We start from the raw sequence: 21,752 nt of genomic DNA, 5'->3' as shown, positions 1-21,752 counted from the left end.
GACCTGGGCATGGAGGGATGAAAACCCTGTAAGAGAACTTTATGAGACATTTTGACAAACTGACTCCTGTTGATTTCTCTCAAATTGGTTTGGTGATAAATAACCGATTGTTGAATGACGTCGTCGTTCATTGTAAAAGTTTACGATATATGACTCCACGCTCTTTCGTGCTTCTTTTTTGGATTCGAAACGGTGACGATAGATCCATTCTTTTTTGATTGTGGCGTGGAAGGATTCAATACACGCATTGTCATAGGGATCTCCTTTACGACTCATGCTAATTTTAATCCCATGTTCTTTTAAAGTGCTTGTATAGCTTGTGGCACAATATTGTGCGCCTCGATCTGAATGATGAACTAATCCCTTCTCGGGTTTTCGAACTGCTAAAGCATGCTTCAAGGCTTGATCTACTAATGTTTCTTCCATATGATCTGCGATGGCCCAGCCGACGATTTTACGAGAATATAAATCCATGATTGACGCAAGATACACCCACCCCTCCAGTGTTCGGATATAAGTTATATCTGCGACCCATACTTTATTTTTCTCTTTTACTTGAAATTGACGTTTGACTAGATTCGGATAAATAAATTGATGGTGATTGGAATCCGTTGTTCGTTGAACAGTTCTCGGGATTATGGCACTTAACCCAAGGTTTCGCATCATATTCGCAATTTTCTTTTGCGAACAGACATAACCTAAACTCGCTAAGTCTTGCGCAATTCGAGGGCTACCGTATGTACCAAAACTCCTCGCATACGATCGATGAATCTGATGGGCAATTTCTGTATCACGTACTTCTTTTTCCGATAAGGGCTGTATCTGTTTTTTACGCCAATCATAATAACCGCTTTTTGAAACCATCAATACTTTACACATCATCGCAATGCCAAAGTCGTTTTTATGCTTTTCAATGAATGCATAAATCACTCGGGGTTTTTCGCGAAGATGTGCATAGCCTTTTTTAGAATTTCATTCTCTTCTTCCAAATCACGTAACTTCTTATCAAACGCTGCCTGCAACTTATCTACTTCGCTAGAAGTAAAGTATCGTGTGACATCCTGATTTTTCGATTCACGATAATCTTTAATCCATTTATGGATCGTTGAAGACCCAATTTCAAACTTAAATGCCAGATCTGAAACTTTTGCGCCATCTTCTAAAACAGACTTTAAAATGTATTCTTTTGTTTGTGCGTCTAATCGCTTACGAGTTTGTTTTTCTTTCATCGGTTCCACGTCCTTTTTTAGATATCTTAATCTTAAAGTGTCTCTTAAGACGTGTCCATTTTTTATACTAACCTCAATGTGCTAATAAGTGTTCGAGATTTTCTAATATAGGGGATGGTAGTGCTAATATCCCGTCAAGTTGTTCCAATATCGGCACGAGAAGTTCTAATAAACGCAAGATTGGTCACCCGGCACCCCCTCTAATTGAAAGGAGAGTCACCCGTTTCACCCGGTTTTCAAATAAAAACTACAGATGTTCTAATAACCTCACTGCATCTTCAAATATCTCCGACAATTGTTCTAATAAAATCCTGATCGAAATAAAAAAGCCGCCCGATCCCTTTACAAAAGGCCGGACGACTATTTATTCAACGTTATCTAGTATTCTTTCTAAACGGCAGCCACCAGTTCCAGTCACCAAACAACTTCATGAAACTTGGGACGAGCATCAGGCGGATGATTGTTGCATCAATGGCAATCGCGATCGCAATACCGACACCGATTTGCTTCACGGGCATGACATCCGTAAATGCGAATGCACCGGTAATAACAATCATAATGAGCGCTGCTGATGTAATAATTTTACTCGTCGAGACAAGTCCATCGACCGTTGCCTTCGTATTTGTTGCCCCTTTTAAATATTCCTCCTGAATACGGGAAATTAAAAATACTTCATAGTCCATACTTAAGCCGAACACTAAGCAGAAGGTCAACACCGGAATAATCAGTACAATCGTCGTCGCTTCCAAACCGAAATGGCCATACTGGAAAATGTAGACGAGAATTCCGAATGTCGCTCCTAAGCCAAGGATGTTCATTAAGATCGCCTTCAACGGAATTAAAATCGAACGGAACGCAATCATTAAAATAAAGAAGGTTGATACAATGATGATCGCAATGGCAATGAGTACCTTGCTCGAAATCTCATCAAAGATTTCCTGATTGAACTTTGCTTGACCGGATAAGGCGAAATCGACACCTAAGTCCTTTTCACTCCAGTCGCGTACAAAATCCTGTGCTTCGAATGAAGAACCTTCTGTATTTAAATAAGCGACCATATACATTTTATCTTCCTGAATAAAGTTTTTCGCCACTTCATCCAGTGCACCTGGTGCTTGCGGGTTGCTGTTCGCCATTTCCCACATTTCAACAGAATCGATATTGGCCACAGTAAACATTGACGTTATACGATCAACAAGCGGATCATCCAACAACTGCTGCTGGATATCGAGCATTTTCTCGCGGCCTTCTGTCGTATCCCAAGCACCGGCTTCATCATTTTCTGCCAGAAGGAATACTGGTGTATTATCACCGAGACCGAATTGTTCATCGAGTGTATCGAACGTTTGGCGTGACTCATAGGATTCCGGCAGTGATTCCGTAGAAGGAATAGTTAACTCGATATCCTTAATCGGCACCATTGCAACACATAGCAAGATGATAGCCACAACGATAATTGTGACAGGGCGTTTCATGACAAAGGCGGCGAACTTCTGCCAACGAGAGGCAGTTGGTTTTATACGGAAAACACGGCCTTTATTTAAACGGTCGCCTAAAATCGTCAATGCTGCCGGTAAAAGTGTAATACCTGTTAATACAGCGAGCAACACAACAATTGACCCGCCAAGCGCGATGTTCATGAATATTTCAACATCTATGACAATCATTGCGCCAAGACCGATCATGACACAAAGCGCTGAAAAGATAATTGAGCGTCCGGCTGTTTGGATAGCAATTTGAACAGACTGCTCAACCGATTGTGTATTGCGTTCTTCACGGTATCGGTTAATAAGCAGCAATGCAAAATCAATACTTAAGGCTAACCCGAGCATTGGGACAATATTTAACACGAAAATCGATAAGTTCACACTATCTCCTAATAGAGTCAATAGACCAAGTGTGATGACAACCGTAGCACCGCCGACTAATATCGGCAGTAAAGAAGCTACGATTGTACCGAATGCTAACAATAAAACGATTAAGGCGATCGGAAGGCCAATCGTTTCAGCTTTAATTAAATCATTTTGACTCGCAACATTAATATCCTTTGAAATAACCGGTTCTCCTGTAATGGAAATACCGTTAATATCGCCAAGCTTTTCACGCAACTCATCAATAATAGGGAAGTAATCATCCACCGTATTATCGAACTCCAGCATTCCATAGGCATATCCTTCTTTGTTTAAATCTTCAACACCTACAGGAGATGTAATGGATTGAATTTCTTCGATTGTTTCTAAACTTTCAAGTGCTGATGAAATTTCCTCATCCGATTTATTTTCAAACAGTACAAAAATCGTTTTTGCAGGTAAGTTGAATGTATCCGATAGCTCGTTCGTTACATACGAGTGGTCGCCATCGTAGAAAAAACCATCCCCTTGCAGTTTAGAAGGGAGTTGAAGCGCAAAAATTGCAAGAACAATTAAAAGTGCAGACCATAGTAGAACAATCGGTTTTGCGAATTTTGTAATGAATGCTGCAAACTGTTTCATAAATTACCGCCTTTCTTTTTCCATAAATACAGTGTAATGGATTGATAGAAAAAAAGAAAAGAGGGAGGTTTGTCCGAAAAAAATTTCGAAACATACCTGCCCTCTTTTTTAAAAGAATAGATTTAATACTGTATAGATAATTGCTGCCATCACAGCAGAAATAGGCATTGTAATAATCCAAGTTGTGACAATTTTACGAGCCATACCCCAGTTTACGCCTTTTACATTTTGTGCTGAACCAACACCCATAATTGCAGATGAAATAACATGTGTTGTTGATACAGGCAAGTGAATTAATGTCGCACCGAAAATGATGGATGCAGAAGCAATGTCCGCAGCGGCACCGTTTACAGGACGGATTTTCATGATTTTACCGCCAACTGTTTTAATGATTTTATAGCCACCGATCGATGTACCAAGACCCATTGCTAAAGCACAGGCAAAACGTACCCAGCCTTGTACATCATCCGTTGTTTGCCAATTCGCTGCAATCAGTGCCATCGTAATAATACCCATTGCCTTTTGAGCATCGTTTGTCCCGTGGGTAAATGATTGAATGGCTGCAGTGAAAATTTGCATAATACGGAAGCCTTTATTTGTTTTATAAAGATTCATATTCTTAAAAATAAATTTCATTATTGTCATCATTAAATAACCGGCACAAATCGCAATGATTGGTGATGCTAATAAAGCAATAATAATTTTTGTGAATCCGCTATAGTTTAAAACCCCGACTCCAGATGCTGCAATGGCAGCACCTGCAATCGAACCGATCAATGTATGAGAAGAACTTGATGGAATTCCAAAATACCAAGTGACTAAGTTCCAGGTAATCGCCGATAATAGAGCGGCCAAAATAACAACAGAACCGATTAATGGTGCATCAGGTGTAGATAATGCAAACGGGTCAACAATATCTGACGCAATCGCCTTTGCAACACCTACGAATGTAATGGCACCCAAGAAATTCATAAATGCTGCCATGATTACCGCTACTCGAGGAGGTAGCGCACGTGTTGAAACGGATGTTGCAATCGCATTTGCAGTATCATGAAAACCATTAATGAAGTCAAATGCAAGTGCAAAAAAGACTACTAGGACGGTAATGATAAGTAGTGTATTCATTAAAAGGACTCCTCATTTATTACGCATTACGCATAATGATTGTTTCGATTGTATTAGCAACTGTTTGACAGTAGTCGGCAATTTCTTCTAGCTGCTCATAAATATCTTTGAATTTAATTAGACGAATAGGATCTTTTTCGTTTAAAAATAGTTTTTTAATAGAAGAACGTAATACTTCATCACATTCACGCTCATAATCTTTAATTAAAATGGCGTGCTGGCGCATTCCAACAAGATCTTTTTTGTTTAAAAGTTCCATCGCTTTAACGATTTCATCAGTAGATTTGGCGATATATGCTAGGAAATCACGCATTGATTCATCGATTTCTGTTAATGAAAACATTTCGAAATGTGCAATCGTACCTTCTGCGCCATCCAACACATCATCCATACGAATCGCTAATGATAAAATATCTTCACGCTCTATTGGTGTCATAAATGATTTATTAAGCATGACGATTAATTCATGAATTAATTTATCACCCGCTGTTTCGTATTGTTTCATACGAATGCTGATTTCCTTTAAGTCTGCAACCGTTTCAATGCGGAAATCATTTGCATAATGGATACCTTCACGCATATTTTCAGCAATTTTCAATAAGGCTGAGAAAAACGGATCTTGCTTCTTTGAACTAAACATGGAATTGCCTCCTGAATATATATAATTAAAATAATTTTAAAAATTAACCTCAATTATCATAACAAAAACTTAAAAAAATCTATACAAATTTTACTCTAACCTTATCAATCTTTACAATTCTGTAACAAAAGGAAAAGTTGAATAAGTAATCAATTTTAGTCACAAAATAGAAAAAATAAAACAAAGTGAGAAAACTATTTTGCTATAGAAGTAAATCTTGCAGCTCATTTTCTAGAAATGGCTTGGCATTTAAAAAGCGCACAAATTCGTCGTACTTTAACCGCTGCTCACTCGTTGGCTTCTTTCCGGTATGGTAAGCACGTATTAAAATATTCTTTGGTGTATTTTCCATATCGATAAATTCCAGTAATTGAGTATCATAGCCGACAAGTGATAAAAGTTCAGCGCGAATTGAATCGGTAGCTAATGCTGCAAAGCGCTCCTTCACTAAACCATGCTGTGTCATAATTGATAGTGCTGGTACCTGCAGCTGACGGTTCAGCTCATGCTGACAACAAGGAACACTTAAAATAACTTTTGCGCCCCACCTTACTGCACGGGCTAATGCCATATCTGTCGCAACATCACAAGCATGAAGCGTTACGACCATATCTACAGCAGTTTCTTCATTGAAGTCATTAATATCCCCGACTAAAAACTGTAAATCTTCATATTGTAAATCAGCAGCAATCCGATTACATTCTTCGATTACTTCTTTTTTGAGGTCCAGGCCTGTGACATGAATATCAAGACCCTTTTCAATTTTTAAGTAATGATACAAAGCGAATGTTAAATAAGATTTACCTGAACCGAAATCTAAGATGCGAATCGTTCTGTCTTTCGGCAAATGGGCTAATGAATCATCGATAAACTCAACAAAGCGATTGATTTGTTTAAACTTATCGTATTTCTGTTTCTTTATTTTTCCGTCCTCTGTCTGCACCCCTAAGCGGACTAAAAACGGGTGAACACGGGAATCATCCAATAAATACTGTTTTTTTCGATTATGGGATAAGTTCACCTGTTTAACTGTTGTATTTTGATCGGATTTCCAAAGTACTTTATTTTTCTTAGAGAGTTGCACTTGCACTGTCTGCTCCTGAAACTCTGCATGTACTTGACGAAACTGTTCAAAGAGAGCATCAAGCTTTACAGATAAATCTTCAATTGTAATATTTTCATGTTTTAAAATGCGCTCATATTGAAATTCCAGCTGGATCATATAGTCTCCGCGAATCTCTACCGGCTTGAGTTTGACTCGTTTTAGGTCATTGGACTTCTGACGTGGTTGGCTAATTGTTGCCTGAAGTAGTGTTTTATTAGAAATGAGTGCATGAAGCTGCACTTTCATTTTTTCAAATTCCATAAAAACCGCCTTTTCTTTTTCATCAATTACGCCTCGGCGTATTTGCGTCCAGATTTTTTGAGGCCCACAGGATGTGGGTCAGTCAGCCGTTGTCACATGATGTGACGTATTTAGGCTGACTTCATTTTCCTTAAAAAAATCTGTGACATCTGCCGGGGCTTTTCTTCATTCATCACTCACCAGCGAAAGGTGAGTGATGAATGAAGAAAAATAACTGTTCTTATAGTATCATAATGCGCTTATATGCTGTCATTGTACAGGCTTTTGAATTGTATGTTACGATGGGAAAAAACTATAGATGGTAGCAAGGAGGCAAAAATTTGAAAGATGTTGAAGTATTGATTGAACGCGGTGTATTAGTTGGCGTCAATTTACAAAAGGATGAGCATTTCGATTATTCAATGGAAGAATTGGCGAATTTAGCACAAGCCTTAGATGTAGAAGTTGTCGGTATGGTGACGCAAAATCTGGAACGGGTCACACCTTCACATTATGTAGGCACAGGGAAGATTGAAGAAATTAAGGCGTTCTTTGATGAAACAGATGCCAACATTGTTATTTTTAATGATGAGCTCTCACCATCGCAAATCCGTAATTTAGAACGTGATTTACAATGTAAAGTAATTGATCGCACAATGCTGATTTTAGATATTTTCAGTCGCCGTGCAAAAACGCGTGAAGCGCAATTACAAGTAGAGCTCGCTCAATTACAGTATATGCTCCCGCGCCTAGTTGGGCTCCATGCATCATTATCCCGTCAAGGGGGAGGAACAGGCGGCGGCTTTAAAAACCGTGGTGCAGGGGAAACGAAACTTGAACTTGACCGCCGTAAAATTGAAGATCAGATTTCGAAAATCAAGAAAGAGTTAGAAGTAGTTAAAGAGCAGCGTGAAACACAGCGTAAACAACGCCGTAAAAATGCGGTGCCTGTCGTATCAATTGTAGGTTATACAAATGCAGGGAAGTCCACTATTATGAACCAGTTACTTGCAAAGGCAGGGCAAGATGATACAAAGCAAGTGTTTGAAAAGGATATGTTGTTCGCAACACTTGAAACTTCGGTCCGCAATATTGACCTGGAAGATAACAAATCCTTTTTACTGACTGATACGGTTGGTTTTGTTAGTAAATTACCGCATCATTTAGTAAAAGCCTTCCGATCGACATTGGAAGAAGCACGAGAATCCGACCTGTTGCTGCATGTTGTCGATGTTTCTAATGAGGAATACCGATTTATGATGGATGTAACGAATGAGACATTAAAAGCAATTGATGTTGAAAATATTCCTACTGTATATGTATACAATAAATCCGATTTGGCTGATGTAGAATATCCGTTAGTTAGCGGAGATAATATTTGGCTTTCTGCGAAGGAAGATGTAGGACTTGAGGAGTTACTTCAGTTAATTCGTCAGCAAATTTTTGCTAATTATATAACGTGTCAAATGCTTATTCCATATAATCAGGGCGGAATTGTTTCCTATTTAAATGAGCAGGCAACCGTTCTGGAAACGGAGTATGAAGAAGAGGGTACATTATTGACGCTTGAACTTAAAGAAGCGGATTATCAAAAGTATGAAATTTATGTTGTTAAGCAATAATATAAACAAAAGACTAAAGTACATTGCAGTCACATTGTACTTTAGTCTTTTTCTATATTAATGAAAATTTATTTTTCTAAGGAAAAGTCAAAATGATTTCATTACTGAATTAATTGATTTATAATACAAAAATCTTGATGTGAAGATCTGTTTTATTTATCTGAAAATATAGAAAAAACATAAAATTATAACATTTTGATTATTTGTTGATTTTAATCAACTATTAGGCTAAAGTGTTCAAGTATATTATTTCAAATGTCAGACAACAGACGACAGAGTTTATTGTCAGAATATTTATTAATCGGGAGGATTTCAAATGTATTCAAAAGAAGAAATCGTGAAGTCCGTTCCTCAAACTGGTTTTGTCGGTCAACCTAAAGGGTTGTTTACACTATTCTTTACAGAGTTTTGGGAACGTTTTTCATATTATGGTATGCGTGCCATTCTACTATTCTACATGTATTACGCAGTTAAAGATGGTGGATTAGGATTAGATCGTACGCAAGCAAACATCATCATGTCGATTTACGGTTCATTAATCTACATGTCAGGTATTATTGGCGGGTGGATCGCTGACCGAATTACTGGTATGCGTAAAGCGATATTCTACGGCGGAATATTAATTATGATCGGTCATATATTATTGGCCTTGCCGCTTGGTGTAACAGCATTATACTTATCTATGTTCTTTATCATTATTGGTACTGGTTTATTAAAACCAAACGTTTCATCGGTAGTTGGTGACTTGTATGCGGAAAATGATGCACGTCGTGATTCAGGATTCTCTATTTTCTATATGGGTATCAACATGGGTGGCTTCCTGGCACCGTTATTAGTTGGTTTATTCCAAAAGAACTGGGGCTTCCACGCAGGATTCAGTGTTGCTGCGGTAGGTATGTTCATCGGTTTAGTTGTTTACTTAATGTCACAAAAGAGCCTTGGTTTAGCAGGTTCTGTAGCACCAAACCCACTTTCTGATAAAGAGAAGAAAACGACGACTCGTAACTTCACAATCGGTGGTTTAATTATTGTGATTTTAGGTTTCGTAGCTTACCAAACAGGTAACGCAAGCATTGAAAACTTCTCATTGTTAATTACATTCTTAGGTGTAATGATTCCTACGCTATTTATTATTTATATGTATCGTAGTCCAAAAACAAATGCAGACGAAAAATCTCGTCTATTAGCTTATATCCCACTATTTATCTGTGCGGTAATGTTCTGGGCAATTGCTGAACAATCTTCAACAGTTATTGCAACATTCATTGATACACGTACAAATTTAAATTTATGGGGCTTTGAAATTCCAGCTGCATGGTTCCAGTCATTTAACCCGTTATTCATCATTGTTCTAGCGCCAATGTTTGCGATTATGTGGACGAAATTAGCGGATCGCGGACCATCAACTCCGAAGAAATTTGCTTTATCTTTATTCTTTGCAGGTATTTCATTCTTCGTAATGATCGCAGCAATCGTTTTAACTCCGGAAGATACGTTAGTAAATCCACTTTGGGTTGTATTCTCAATCTTCCTGTTAGTATTAGGTGAGCTATTGCTGTCACCGGTTGGTCTATCAGCTACAACGAAATTAGCTCCAGCTGCATTCGCAGGACAAACAATGGCGTTATGGTTCTTAGCTTCAGCTGCTGCACAAGCAATTAACGCACAGTTAGTTCGAGTTTATGGAATGGTATCTGAAACAACTTACTTTGGTGTATTAGGTGGTTTATCGGTGGTATTAGGTGTTATTATCCTCCTAATCTCGCCTATCATCTCTAAAGCAATGCGCGGTATTAAGTAATTATCAAACCTTTATTTGCAGAAATTCTGCGAATAAAGGTTTTTTCTTTTGGTCAATAAGGAATAATAAAAGTTAACTACTTAAAAAGGTAGTATGTGGTATATAATGGGATTGGGATGATACTTATCAAAGCGCTAAGAAATCTTTGAGTATAGAAGTATCGATTCTTCACATTAACTTCTTTCTGCAGTTGTCAAAAACATTTGCCGAAAGAGACCTGCTTGGGTTAAATTCGCTACATTTGGTCGAAAATAACCGGGTAACCGATATATGTAGAACATTCCCGATGGTTACACATCTTTTTCAGAAATCATGGTAACATAGCATGATTGAGGAGAGAACTAAGTAAAGCAAGGCGTTTTTAAGAATGAAGAAAAGTAACTATAGGGGAGGCAGAATTATGTTAGAATCAGTGATGATTAAAGAGTTAACGACAATTGAACAAATTGAAGAGGCACGTAAGCTAGAGCATGAAATTTGGGCTGTCGGCAGCATTCCAGTACATCAGACAATTGCGACGATTCGCAATGGCGGGATTGTACTCGGTGCATATTTAAATGATGAAATAATTGGTTTTAACTATAGTTGCCCTGGATATATGGATGAGAATATATACTTATATTCCCATATGATTGGTGTGAAACGTAATTATCGTGAGCAAGGCGTTGGAGAACTTCTTAAAAATTACTTAAAGGATATCGCTATAGAGCGCGGTTATAGAACTTGCCGCTGGACATTTGACCCTCTTGAAGCACGCAGCGGATTTTTAAACTTTTCAAAATTGCGTAGTTACAGCGATACTTATATAGAAAATTGCTACGGAGAAATGGAAGATCCGTTCAATCGAGTATTACCTACAGATCGTCTTTGTGTAGAATGGCAACTTGTAGATAATGATTACTTGCGCTGGGATGCGAAAGTGGAAGAATTACTGGATGAAGCAAAGCCGGTAGTAAATTGGGAAGAAAATATGGTAGGCCTTCCGACATTGGATCCGGAGCAAAGATTCAAAAAAGAAGAGTCACTTATCCATGATGCCTATCTGTTACCAATCCCTACGAACTTCCAGAAAATCAAAGTGGAAAGTGTCTCTTTAGCAGAAGATTGGCGCTATAAAACAAGACACATTTTACAAGCAATGTTTGATCAAAATTATAAAATAATTTATTTAAACAAAATAGATGATAATATTAGCCATTACTTACTTGTAAAGCGTTCATTATTTGCTCTTTAGCATCAATTAGTGAATGATTCGGCGGTTGAATATTATTAGGAGCAACAAATATGAAATTAGTAAAAGTAACAATTCATGAACTAGTGATGCGAATGAAAACTCCATTTACGACAGGCTTAGGTACAATGCAAGACAAGCGTTTTTTAGTTATTGAGGCGACAGATGAAAGTGGTGTAGTCGGTTGGGGCGAGGGGGTTGCATTTGAGGAGCCTTCCTATACAGAAGAAACATTTAAAACTTCGCTTCATTTATTGGAGGATTTTTTAATCCCTGCATTGCTTGGGAAAGAATTAAAGCATCCGGATGACGTGTATGAAATATTCCGTCCGATTCGACGCAATAATATGGCGAAAGCATCGATTGAAGGAGCGGTGTGGGATATTTATGCTCAATTAACGGACCAATCGTTGGCATCGGCTGTTGGAGGAGTCCGGGAAAAAATCGATGTAGGAATCAGCATCGGTTTACAGCCTACAGATGAACAGCTGATCCAAACAATTCAGCAGTTTATGGATGAAGGCTATAAACGAATTAAAGTAAAAATTAAGCCAGGCAAAGATATTGAGCTAATCCGAACAATTCGGCAGGCATTCCCGGTAATTCCTTTAATGGCAGATGCAAATTCTGCGTATACATTAGATGACGTCGATCGTTTAAAAGAGTTGGATGCATTTAATTTAATGATGATTGAACAGCCATTAGCGCATGATGACCTCATCGATCATGCACTATTGCAAAAACAAATAAAGACACCGGTTTGTTTAGATGAGAGTATTACTTCATTAGAGGACACGAGAAAAGCGGTTCAACTTGGCAGCTGTCGGGTGATAAATATTAAAATTGCGCGAGTTGGCGGTATTAGCGAAGCAAAGCGTATCCATGACTACTGTATGGAACACAATATTCCTGTGTGGTGTGGAGGAATGCTGGAAGCGGGTATCGGCCGCGCACAAAATGTTGCACTGACAAGTCTTGCAAACTTTATAATGCCTGGAGATACTGCTGCTTCTGAACGTTATTGGCATGAAGATATTATTCAACCTGAAGTAACCGTTACAGATGGCTACATTACTGTTCCAAAGTCAAAAGGGCTTGGCTATAATGTGAATCGCGAAGCATTAAATAAGTATAGTGTAAGTAAAAAAACATATCGATTATAAATGTAAGGCCACAATTTTTAATAATTGTGGTCTTTTTTAATTTGAATTTTCTTCCTATTAATAAAGAGAAAGGATGCGTAATTAAAGCGGAGAAACGCTCTAAAAGTACATTTTTCAGTCTATTCTTCTTTTAAAATAACTTATTATAAATTGTCTGTTTGATTTTCATTATTAGCAATTATATAATGATGTAGGGAAAGAGATGATTCTCATTTTCATTTAGAATTTACGTAATATATAGAGGTATAAAATATATAAAGAATAGTGGGAGAATGAAATGAGACTTTGGATGCTCGTAGTAGCGACTATCGTCCTGTCCTTTTTATCATTGTTTATCGGAGCTATCGACATTAAGCCATCTGATTTATTGGATTGGGATTCAGATAAAATGCAAATTTTCTTAATGAGTCGAGTACCGCGATTAATGGCAATTATACTTGCTGGGGCAGGGATGGGTATTTCAGGATTAATTATGCAAAGCTTAAGCCGTAACAAATTCGTATCGCCGACAACGTCTGGTACGCTTGATGCGGCAAAGCTAGGTATTGTTGTATCAATGATATTTTTTACAAGTGTTGGGTATATGGAGAAAATTATATTCAGTTTTACATTTGCACTGATCGGTATGATGGTTTTCATGCGTCTTCTTGAAAGCATTAAATTCAAGGACGTTATTTTTGTACCTCTTATCGGGATTATGTATGGGAATATTATTGGTGCCATTTCAACATTTCTTGCGTATGAGGCGGATGTGCTGCAAAGTGTAGATACATTCTTTCTAGGAAGTTTTACACTTGTTGTATCAGGTCGCTATGAATTGCTTTATGTAGCGGTGCCTGCAATTTTCCTTGCGTATTTATATGCCAATAAGTTTACAGTTGCTGGCATGGGTGAAGATTTCGCCAAAAATCTTGGCTTAAGCTATCGTACCGTATTGAATCTTGGTTTAGTACTAGTAGCGATTATTTCCACTACAGTTGTCTTAACGGTAGGGATTATACCTTTCCTAGGATTAATCGTACCGAACTTGGTTTCATTATATATGGGAGACAATTTACGTAAAACAATTCCGCATACAATCTTCTTAGGTGCAGCATTCCTATTAATGTGTGATATTTTAAGTCGTTTAATTGTATACCCGTTTGAAATTCCCGTAAACACAACGGTTGCGGTAATCGGCAGTGCGATCTTCTTAGTAATGTTATTTAGGGGGAAAGCATATGCGAAAAAATAGTACGAAGTTGATTTTCTTAGCAATTATCGCACTGGTATGTATTGCGTTATTTGCTTTTTACAATATTCAGGGCGGTTTCAGTTATGCCTTTCCAAAGCGATTAGAGCGAATAGCCGCAATGGTAATTACAGGAACGGCGATTGCATATGCGACCGTTACATTTCAGACGGTTACACATAACCGTTTACTGACACCATCTATGATGGGCGTCGATTCGATGTATGAAGTAGTGCAAACGGTTATTTTCTTCTTTGCAGGATCTGCGTCAATCTTTGTAGTAAGTCGTTATTTAAACTTTGGTTTATCAATTTTGGCGATGGTAATTTTCGCACTGATTTTATACCGTTTCTTGTTCAGGGCAGATAAACATCCGATTTTCCTGCTTTTACTTGCCGGAATGATAATCGGAACATTGCTCGGCAGTTTTGTAACGTTTTTACAAGTAATAATTGACCCGGTAGAATATGAAAGCTTACAGACACGTCTGTTCGCTAGTTTCATGAATGTGAAAACAGAGCTGCTATTCATTGCTGTCATTATTTTAGGGGCTTCATTTATCTACGGTTACCGTTTATTGCGAGATTTAGATGTCATGTCACTAGGTCGGGAGAATGCGATAAACTTAGGTGTAAATTATGATAGAATAGTATTGAAAGTATTAATTTTATCTTCAGTTTTAATTGCAACATCTACTGCGCTTGTTGGTCCGATTACATTTTTAGGGTTAATCGTTTCTAACTTGGCATATCAGTTTTTTGCTACGTACAAGCATTCGGTTTTAATAGTGGGTGCGAGTTTAATTAGTATTATTGCACTTGTCGGTGGGCAGTTCTTAGTACTGCATGTATTCCAGTTAAGTACAACGATCAGCGTTATTATTAACTTTGTCGGTGGACTTTACTTTATTTACCTAATACTGAAGGAAAGTAGGAAAGCAGGATGATTGAAATTAAAGGGCTTTCTAAAAGCTTTGGAAAAAAACCGGTTGTTGAGGATGTATCATTAACTATTCAGCCGAAAGCAATTACTTCGTTTATCGGACCGAATGGAGCAGGTAAATCTACATTATTATCAATGGTAAGCCGGTTGCTTGATGCAGATACAGGTGAAGTATTTTTAGATCAAAGTGATGTTAAAAAAATGAAGTCCAATGATTTTGCGAAACGCGTTGCTATTTTACGTCAGTCAAATCATTTAAATGTGCGTTTAACAGTTCGTGAGCTTGTATCATTTGGCCGTTATCCATATTCGAAAGGTCGTTTGACTCCAGAAGATGAGCAGCATATCGACCGTGCAATTGAATATATGACACTTGGTGAAATGGAACATAAGTTTTTGGATGAATTATCAGGTGGTCAAAAGCAACGTGCTTTTATCTCGATGGTAATCGCTCAGGATACAGAATATATTTTACTGGATGAGCCTTTAAACAACTTGGATATGAAGCACTCTGTTCAAATTATGAAAATTTTACGCAAGCTTGTTGATGAGTTAGGCAAAACAGTAGTAATTGTTTTACATGATATTAACTTTGCTTCAGTATATTCAGATCGGATTGTCGCATTGAAAGATGGACGCCTTGTAAAAGATGGTCCAACAAATGAGATTATTAACTCTGAAGCATTACGAGAAGTATATGATATGCATATTCCGGTGCAGGAACAAGATGGCTGTCGTATTTGTGTATATTTTAATTCACATAGTTAAATAAAAATGCGGATAAATGCATAAGCTTTGCTCGCTTATGTATTTAATTTGTAAATTTAATTGAGAATGAATATTAGTTTCAGAATATTCATTGACAACTATAGGCAGTTGATTTACACTAACGTTAGTTAATTGAAAACGATTATCACTCTCGCTTGAGGGTATTTTAGGAGGAAAAGTAACAATGAAAAAGTGGAAATTTTTAACGGCAGCAGCATTAACATTAATGTTAGCAGCTTGTGGTTCAGACGAAGAAACATCTACAAAAGATGAAGCGAACGAACCAGCTAAAACAGAAGAAACAACTTCATCTACGGAAGCCCCTGCTTTCCCAATGACAGTATCTCCATTATCAGCGGGTAGTGAAACAGAAGACGGTAAATCCCTTACTTTTGAAGATGTAACATTTGAAGAAATGCCAAAAAACATCGTAGTATTTGACTATGGTTTCTTAGATACACTTGATGCATTAGGTGTTGAAGGTATCGTTGGTATCGCTGCTAACGGCGGTAAAGGTAACTTCCCTGAGCATTTAAAAGAAAAATATTTAAATGATTCAATTACTGATGTTGGTTCTTTAAAACAGATCGACTTCGAAAAAGTAGCAGCTGCTAACCCGGATGCAATCTTCATCTCAGGTCGTCAAGGTTCTTTCTATGAAGAATTAAAAGAAATTACACCAAACGTAGTATTCATCGGTTCTGATAACTCAAACTATGTTGAAGGTGTATACGAATCAGTTGACTTAGCTGCTGAAATCTTCGGGAAACAAGAAAAAGCTGAAGAGTTAAAAGCTGCATTACAAGAAAAAGTTGACGCTGTAAAAGAAAAAGCAGCTGGCTATGAAAATGCATTAGTAGCAATGTACAACGACAAAAAAATCTCTGGTTTCGACAACGGTGAAGATTCTCGTTTCGCATACGTATACAATGACTTTGGTTTTAAACCATCAACAACTGAGATCAAAGCTTCATCACACGGTTCTGACTTTTCGTATGAGTCAATTCTTTCTGTAGACCCGGAAGTATTATTAATCATCGACCGTACAGCATCTGATGTAGAAACAATCAAAGCTGACATCGAAAACGATATCATCAAACAAACGCGTGCTTACAAAGAAGGCAAAATCGTTTACCTTGATGGCGTAAACTGGTACTTCTCTTCTAACGGAGTAACAACTGAAGCAGAAAAATTAGATGAAATCTTAAACGAATTAAAATAATATAATTAAAGAAGGCATGTCTCTCAAGTAGAGGCGTGCCTTTTTAAAAGAGAGGGGAATTAAAATGTTCGTACAAATTCGCAAATGGATCGTAACAGAAGGCAATTCGCTTAAAATTATCGAGCGATTTAGCAAAAAACCTGGTCAAGGTCCAACGATGCTTGAACAACGTGAAGGATTTATTGGCCGTGAACTGCTTGTAAAAAATGTGCGACGTGGTGAAGAGGAAGTTGTAATGATTATTCGTTGGGAATCGGAGGATGCATGGAAAGCCTGGGAGAAGAGTCCGGAGCATATTGCGGGACACAAAGCGAAAATCAAAGAGCATGGCGGTAAACCACCTAAACCGGATTTCGTTATTTCAATGGAGCACGGAAATTACACAGTTGTAGAATAATGAATGGTTAAGAGGGAATCTACTTTGCAGAGTTTTTTAGCGAAGTGGATTTTTATTTTTTGTATACTACATATAATAATAGTGAAGTAACAGTTCGTATAAGGAAAGTAGGTTATCGTTTGAAAAAGAAAGGTTCGATTTTTGCATTCGTTACATTGCTGGTGTTTATTATTATTGCACTGAATTTTGATATACCAAGCTTCGAGGCATTTGATATGAAAATCCGCTCTTTATTATTTGGTAATAATTTCATTATTTTATTTCATTATTTAGGAGAAATAAAGTTTGTCATAGTTGCAACCGTTATTATCTTGCTGTATTTGGCAATCTTTAAAAAAGATTTTCGCGGTGTGCTCTTTGTGCTTCTTACAGTTGGGGTTGGAAATGGGCTGAATCAGCTTTTAAAGCGTATTTTTTCACGACCACGTCCGGAAATTGAAGATCAGCTTACTTCATTTAGCTTTCCTTCAGGACATGCGCAAATCAGTGTAATGTTCTTTTTAACGCTCGCATATTTGATTTCGAAATGGCTGAAAAATAAAAGTTGGAAATTTATTACATACAGTGTAATGCTAGTCCTTATTTTTTTTATAGGTTTATCACGTATAGCGGAAGGTCGCCACTATGCAACGGATGTTATAGCAGGGTGGAGTATCGGGTATACTTGGTTTGTCCTATGCGTATTATGGTATGAGTCAAAAAAGAATAAATAGTAGTATTGGGATTCCTGATGAATAGGAATCCCTTTTTTTAGTATTTGGTTTGGTTACCCTCACAAGATGTTTCCCGCTTAAAAAAAGTTGCACATAGGAAACATTGTGCGTATAATATGAGAAAAGATTATAAAGAAGGAGAATTGTATGGATGAGAATGTATTATTAGCGTTAGGCTTAACATTATTTGCAGGGCTTGCTACAGGTATTGGCAGCTTGATCGCATTTTTTACAACACGCACAAATAAAAGGTTTCTTTCAGTTGCATTAGGCTTTTCAGCAGGTGTTATGATTTATGTATCACTTGTAGAGATTTTTGTAAAAGCGAAAGACGCTTTAGTTAACGTTCATGGGGAGACAGTAGGGTATTGGTACACAATCATCGGCTTTTTCGGGGGGATGCTTTTAATTGCCTTAATCGACCGGTTTATTCCAAAGGGTAGAAACCCGCATGAAGTAAAGTCTGTAGAAGATGTACAAAAGGCTCAATTAATCGGAAATGAAGATGTAGAAGCAGACCGGTTAATGAAAATGGGTTTATTTACAGCGTTAGCAATCGCGATTCATAACTTTCCGGAAGGTATTGCGACATTTATGGCGGTATTGCAGGACCCGAATGTCGGAGTAGCGATAGCAATTGCTGTAGCCATTCATAATATTCCCGAAGGTATTGCGGTAGCTATTCCTATCTTTTATGCAACAGGGAAGCGTATGAAGGCATTTAAATGGTCGTTCGCCTCTGGTTTATCAGAGCCGCTCGGTGCGTTTATTGCCTACTTAGTACTAATGCAATTTATGACAGATACATTGTTCGGTATTGTTTTTGCTGGTGTTGCAGGTATTATGGTATTTATTTCGATTGATGAGCTGCTGCCGGCTGCTAAAAAATATGATGAAGCCCATTCTTCAATTTATGGATTAATAGCAGGTATGGCAGTTATGGCGATCAGTTTAGTGATGTTAACTTAATTTCTCCACAAAAAAACCCAGCATCTCCTATTGGGAACATGCTGGCTTTTTTTCGTGTCGAGGCCAAAAGCTTCGGCGCTATTTATTAAGATGCTGCTGTTACATTTTCAGATGCAACAGTAAATGTTGTATTTGGGTATTCATTTTTTTCAATTTCATCGAGCAATGCGACAGCAAAATCAGCATAACTGATATAACTGTTAAATTGTGAGTTTACTAAAATTTTCTCTTCACCCTTAATATAGTGGCCGGTACGCGGTCCATCCGAATCGAACATTGCCGATGGAATGGCAAAGGACCAGTGGATTGAAGAGCTTTCCAAATCACGCAGATTCTGCAATTGAGCCTTTGCTGCGACAGCAAGGTCTTCCGGATAATCTTCGAGATCCATAAGGCGAACTGTTTTTTCGCGATCAACAAAAAGGCAGCCTGAACTCCCGATGACGAACAACTTTTTCTCTGTTCCTTCTAGTAAGGAAATTAAATGTTCACCAGCATCAACATGTAAATGTTCTTCCCCTGGTAGTGGAGCAAAAGCATTAATTAAGATATCGAAAGGAGCGATTTGTTCCTCTGTTAAATTAAACAGGTCGCTTTCAATGATGTTAATATTTTCTTCTTGAACTGTTGCCCTATTTTTTACAATCGCTGTCACATCAAAGTTTCTCATTATTGCTTCTCTTAAAATATGAGTTCCTGCCTTACCAGCAGCCCCAATAACTGCAATTTTCATAAACATTACCCCTTTCTAACAGTAGATTTATTAATATACCCAAATTTAAGGGGAATTATGCATAAAAGACAAAATTGTATAGAAAAAACAAAAAATGTACGTTATTCGTATATGGAAATAACGTACATTAAATACCCTTATAAAGAGCTTCATCTATAATTTTATTATTAATAAGCTGTGACAGTGGAGCCGGATGGTGAAGCAGTTGTCACTACAACTTGGTGTTCCGGAAACTGTTGTTGCATTGAGGAGGTAAACTGTTCGGATAAAGCAAGCGGGATCATCGAGATTAATGTTGGTCCGGCACCACTTAAAGCAGTTCCATATGCTCCGGCCCTTTTTGCTGCTTCGCGAATTTCTTTATAAGTAGGAATAAGGTTTGCTCGGAAAGGTTCATGGAAAAGGTCTGCTTCCATATAACGTCCGATTCGCTCATAATCCTTTGCAATCAGGGAAGCTGCTAGCATATTCGCATTGGCGCTCGCACGCACTGCATAGCTACGTTTCAGGTGCTCCGGTAAAACACCGCGTGATGCTGCTGTTTTAAGTTCGATATTCGGGATAAATACAACGAATGCTGCATCCATTTTCTGAATATGTAGTGTGTCGACAATTCCGGCTTCGTCCATTGAGGAAATCGTCAACCCGCCCAATACCGAAGCGGTTGCGTTATCAGGATGTCCTTCAATTTGAGATGAAATGTTCAGCTTATCTTGTTGCGATAATTTCAGATCCCCTAAAATATTGGCTAATTCAATAGCACCCACGATTGCTGCCGCGCTGCTGCCAATACCACGAGCAAGGGGAAGCTCGCTGGTCATCTCAACTTTACATGGAGGCAGCGTTGTATTATATTGCTGTGCTACCTGTTGTGCAATTGTATAAATTAAATGTGTGTCGACTGTCGTATCAGAAGGCACATTGTCACCAATATGCATAAATTCCCACTCATCTTGTAATGTGACATCCAATGTTAAATAGAGTGATAGTCCAAGGCCAATGGAATCAAATCCAGGGCCTAAATTTGCTGTACTGCCAGGAACTTTGATTTGCCACTTTTTACTCATAGACTAAATACGCCCTCGATATAATTACGGATTTCCTGCTCATCATTTTGTAAAGAAACAAGGTCAACAGTTGAAACATTCATCGCTGTATCCGGATCTTTTAAGCCGTTTCCAGTAAAGATTGTAACAACACGACTGCCTGCAGCAATTTTATCGGCTTTTACAGATTTAATGACACCAGCTAATGAAGCAGCTGAACCCGGCTCCACAAAAATCCCCTCTTTGTTGGCAATTAGTTTATAAGCTTCTAAAATTTCTTCATCTGTTACAGCATCAATTAGACCGCCTGACTCATCACGAGCTGTTTCAGCGAACTTCCAGCTTGCTGGATTTCCGATACGAATCGCTGTTGCTACTGTTTCCGGATTTGCAATGGGAGCACCCTGCACGATTGCAGCGGCACCTTCTGCTTCAAACCCATACATTTTAGGAAGACCGCTTTGTTTTGCTTCATTATATTCTTTAAAGCCTTTCCAGTAAGCTGTAATATTCCCTGCGTTTCCTACAGGAATACATAAGTAGTCAGGTGCTTGACCAAGTTGGTCGACAATTTCAAACGCAGCTGTTTTTTGACCTTCAATACGATATGGGTTTACAGAGTTAACAAGTGCGATAGGAGTATTTTCCCCAATTTTGCGAACAATATTTAATGCATCATCAAAGTTACCGTCAATTTCAATAATCTTTGCACCGTACATGCATGCTTGTGCCAATTTTCCGAGTGCTACTTTGCCTTTTGGAATGACAACGATAGACTGAATGCCTGCACGTGCCGCATATGCCGCTGCAGCAGCGGATGTATTGCCTGTAGATGCACAAATAACAACTTTAGAACCTTCTTCAATTGCTTTTGCAACAGCAAATACCATACCACGGTCTTTAAAAGATCCGGTTGGGTTAGCGCCTTCGATTTTTCCGTATAACTCAATTCCGAGCTCTTTTGATAAATTTACTAACGGGATTAGTGGTGTATTTCCTTCATTTAGTGATAAAGCAGGTGTATTTTCAGTAACAGGTAGGTACTGTTTATATTCTTCGATAAGACCTTTCCACATAGATAAT

20 protein-coding genes are annotated in these 21,752 nt (G+C 38.0%); 11 read left to right on the top strand and 9 right to left on the bottom strand.

Going from position 1 to position 21,752, the window contains the following annotated elements; all coding sequences use genetic code 11:
- Positions 1–39: 39 nt before the first annotated feature.
- From MKY07_RS18460 to MKY07_RS18435, 6 genes are all read right to left on the bottom strand, one after another.
- Positions 40–930 carry an IS3 family transposase gene (locus MKY07_RS18460; protein WP_339263328.1) on the bottom strand — a complete coding sequence of 297 codons (891 nt, stop codon included), beginning with the start codon at positions 928–930 and terminating at the stop codon, positions 40–42.
- The gene (locus MKY07_RS18455; protein WP_014822792.1) at positions 927–1,229 is read right to left on the bottom strand and encodes a transposase; all 303 of its coding nucleotides are present in this window, start codon (positions 1,227–1,229) and stop codon (positions 927–929) included. Before MKY07_RS18455 ends, MKY07_RS18460 begins: the two co-directional genes overlap by 4 nt.
- 374 nt (positions 1,230–1,603) lie before the next feature.
- Entirely contained in the window at positions 1,604–3,721 is a 2,118-nt protein-coding gene (locus tag MKY07_RS18450) for an MMPL family transporter (protein WP_339263327.1), read from the bottom strand.
- A gap of 108 nt (positions 3,722–3,829) precedes the next feature.
- Positions 3,830–4,846, bottom strand: coding sequence for an inorganic phosphate transporter (locus tag MKY07_RS18445; protein WP_008405850.1), 1,017 nt, complete (start codon positions 4,844–4,846; stop codon positions 3,830–3,832).
- A 19-nt stretch (positions 4,847–4,865) separates the two neighbouring features.
- On the bottom strand, positions 4,866–5,486 hold the full coding sequence (locus MKY07_RS18440; protein ID WP_008405849.1) for a DUF47 domain-containing protein: 621 nt from the start codon (positions 5,484–5,486) through the stop codon (positions 4,866–4,868).
- Between the two features lie 202 nt (positions 5,487–5,688).
- The gene (locus tag MKY07_RS18435; RefSeq protein WP_339263326.1) at positions 5,689–6,852 is read right to left on the bottom strand and encodes an SAM-dependent methyltransferase; all 1,164 of its coding nucleotides are present in this window, start codon (positions 6,850–6,852) and stop codon (positions 5,689–5,691) included.
- Positions 6,853–7,172: 320 nt separating this feature from the next.
- Between MKY07_RS18435 and hflX the strand changes: the two genes are divergently transcribed.
- The 11 genes from hflX to zupT all read left to right on the top strand — a co-directional run bounded on the left by hflX (position 7,173) and on the right by zupT (position 18,890).
- Positions 7,173–8,453, top strand: coding sequence for a GTPase HflX (gene hflX, locus MKY07_RS18430; protein ID WP_008405847.1), 1,281 nt, complete (start codon positions 7,173–7,175; stop codon positions 8,451–8,453).
- A gap of 316 nt (positions 8,454–8,769) precedes the next feature.
- A complete protein-coding gene (locus MKY07_RS18425; protein ID WP_008405846.1) occupies positions 8,770–10,254 on the top strand; it encodes a peptide MFS transporter in 1,485 nt (494 codons plus the stop codon).
- A 400-nt stretch (positions 10,255–10,654) separates the two neighbouring features.
- Positions 10,655–11,488 (top strand): GNAT family N-acetyltransferase, encoded by an 834-nt coding sequence (locus MKY07_RS18420; RefSeq protein ID WP_008405845.1) that lies wholly within the window; start codon positions 10,655–10,657, stop codon positions 11,486–11,488.
- Between the two features lie 50 nt (positions 11,489–11,538).
- Positions 11,539–12,648 (top strand): o-succinylbenzoate synthase, encoded by a 1,110-nt coding sequence (menC, locus tag MKY07_RS18415; RefSeq protein ID WP_339263325.1) that lies wholly within the window; start codon positions 11,539–11,541, stop codon positions 12,646–12,648.
- A 277-nt stretch (positions 12,649–12,925) separates the two neighbouring features.
- On the top strand, positions 12,926–13,882 hold the full coding sequence (locus tag MKY07_RS18410; RefSeq protein ID WP_008405843.1) for an ABC transporter permease: 957 nt from the start codon (positions 12,926–12,928) through the stop codon (positions 13,880–13,882).
- Complete coding sequence (locus tag MKY07_RS18405; protein ID WP_008405842.1) at positions 13,869–14,825, top strand: iron chelate uptake ABC transporter family permease subunit; 957 nt, start codon at positions 13,869–13,871, stop codon at positions 14,823–14,825. The genes MKY07_RS18410 and MKY07_RS18405 overlap by 14 nt, the downstream gene beginning before the upstream one ends.
- Positions 14,822–15,589 (top strand): ABC transporter ATP-binding protein, encoded by a 768-nt coding sequence (locus MKY07_RS18400; protein WP_008405841.1) that lies wholly within the window; start codon positions 14,822–14,824, stop codon positions 15,587–15,589. Before MKY07_RS18405 ends, MKY07_RS18400 begins: the two co-directional genes overlap by 4 nt.
- A 184-nt stretch (positions 15,590–15,773) precedes the next feature.
- Entirely contained in the window at positions 15,774–16,811 is a 1,038-nt protein-coding gene (locus tag MKY07_RS18395) for a siderophore ABC transporter substrate-binding protein (RefSeq protein ID WP_008405840.1), read from the top strand.
- A 64-nt stretch (positions 16,812–16,875) separates the two neighbouring features.
- Positions 16,876–17,208 (top strand): antibiotic biosynthesis monooxygenase, encoded by a 333-nt coding sequence (locus MKY07_RS18390; protein WP_008405838.1) that lies wholly within the window; start codon positions 16,876–16,878, stop codon positions 17,206–17,208.
- Between the two features lie 119 nt (positions 17,209–17,327).
- Complete coding sequence (locus tag MKY07_RS18385) at positions 17,328–17,921, top strand: phosphatase PAP2 family protein (protein ID WP_339263324.1); 594 nt, start codon at positions 17,328–17,330, stop codon at positions 17,919–17,921.
- Positions 17,922–18,068: 147 nt separating this feature from the next.
- Positions 18,069–18,890: a zinc transporter ZupT gene (gene zupT / locus MKY07_RS18380; protein ID WP_014822515.1), complete on the top strand. Its 822-nt coding sequence runs from the start codon at positions 18,069–18,071 to the stop codon at positions 18,888–18,890.
- Positions 18,891–18,975: 85 nt separating this feature from the next.
- Here the strand turns inward: zupT and MKY07_RS18375 are convergent, their stop codons facing one another.
- From MKY07_RS18375 to thrC, 3 genes are all read right to left on the bottom strand, one after another.
- The gene (locus tag MKY07_RS18375; protein WP_008405832.1) at positions 18,976–19,623 is read right to left on the bottom strand and encodes an NAD(P)H-binding protein; all 648 of its coding nucleotides are present in this window, start codon (positions 19,621–19,623) and stop codon (positions 18,976–18,978) included.
- Positions 19,624–19,790: 167 nt separating this feature from the next.
- A complete protein-coding gene (thrB, locus tag MKY07_RS18370; RefSeq protein WP_339263323.1) occupies positions 19,791–20,690 on the bottom strand; it encodes a homoserine kinase in 900 nt (299 codons plus the stop codon).
- The gene (gene thrC / locus MKY07_RS18365) at positions 20,687–21,745 is read right to left on the bottom strand and encodes a threonine synthase (protein ID WP_339263322.1); all 1,059 of its coding nucleotides are present in this window, start codon (positions 21,743–21,745) and stop codon (positions 20,687–20,689) included. The genes thrB and thrC overlap by 4 nt, the downstream gene beginning before the upstream one ends.
- Positions 21,746–21,752 lie beyond the last annotated feature (7 nt).

It is taken from the genome of Solibacillus sp. FSL W7-1472 (assembly GCF_037969775.1).
Lineage (GTDB): Bacteria > Bacillota > Bacilli > Bacillales_A > Planococcaceae > Solibacillus > Solibacillus silvestris.
Note: the sequence above shows the minus strand (reverse complement) of the source record. Positions and strands in the feature narration are given on the sequence as shown.

Coding starts and splice junctions, on each gene's coding strand:
- thrC (WP_339263322.1), bottom strand. CDS start 21,745: ATGTGGAAAGGTCTTATCGAAGAATATAAACAGTACCTACCTGTTACT.
- MKY07_RS18390 (WP_008405838.1), top strand. CDS start 16,876: ATGTTCGTACAAATTCGCAAATGGATCGTAACAGAAGGCAATTCGCTT.
- MKY07_RS18405 (WP_008405842.1), top strand. CDS start 13,869: ATGCGAAAAAATAGTACGAAGTTGATTTTCTTAGCAATTATCGCACTG.
- zupT (WP_014822515.1), top strand. CDS start 18,069: ATGGATGAGAATGTATTATTAGCGTTAGGCTTAACATTATTTGCAGGG.
- MKY07_RS18455 (WP_014822792.1), bottom strand. CDS start 1,229: ATGAAAGAAAAACAAACTCGTAAGCGATTAGACGCACAAACAAAAGAA.
- MKY07_RS18400 (WP_008405841.1), top strand. CDS start 14,822: ATGATTGAAATTAAAGGGCTTTCTAAAAGCTTTGGAAAAAAACCGGTT.
- MKY07_RS18425 (WP_008405846.1), top strand. CDS start 8,770: ATGTATTCAAAAGAAGAAATCGTGAAGTCCGTTCCTCAAACTGGTTTT.
- MKY07_RS18445 (WP_008405850.1), bottom strand. CDS start 4,846: ATGAATACACTACTTATCATTACCGTCCTAGTAGTCTTTTTTGCACTT.
- MKY07_RS18395 (WP_008405840.1), top strand. CDS start 15,774: ATGAAAAAGTGGAAATTTTTAACGGCAGCAGCATTAACATTAATGTTA.
- menC (WP_339263325.1), top strand. CDS start 11,539: ATGAAATTAGTAAAAGTAACAATTCATGAACTAGTGATGCGAATGAAA.
- MKY07_RS18450 (WP_339263327.1), bottom strand. CDS start 3,721: ATGAAACAGTTTGCAGCATTCATTACAAAATTCGCAAAACCGATTGTT.
- MKY07_RS18410 (WP_008405843.1), top strand. CDS start 12,926: ATGAGACTTTGGATGCTCGTAGTAGCGACTATCGTCCTGTCCTTTTTA.
- MKY07_RS18440 (WP_008405849.1), bottom strand. CDS start 5,486: ATGTTTAGTTCAAAGAAGCAAGATCCGTTTTTCTCAGCCTTATTGAAA.
- MKY07_RS18375 (WP_008405832.1), bottom strand. CDS start 19,623: ATGAAAATTGCAGTTATTGGGGCTGCTGGTAAGGCAGGAACTCATATT.
- thrB (WP_339263323.1), bottom strand. CDS start 20,690: ATGAGTAAAAAGTGGCAAATCAAAGTTCCTGGCAGTACAGCAAATTTA.
- MKY07_RS18420 (WP_008405845.1), top strand. CDS start 10,655: ATGTTAGAATCAGTGATGATTAAAGAGTTAACGACAATTGAACAAATT.
- MKY07_RS18435 (WP_339263326.1), bottom strand. CDS start 6,852: ATGGAATTTGAAAAAATGAAAGTGCAGCTTCATGCACTCATTTCTAAT.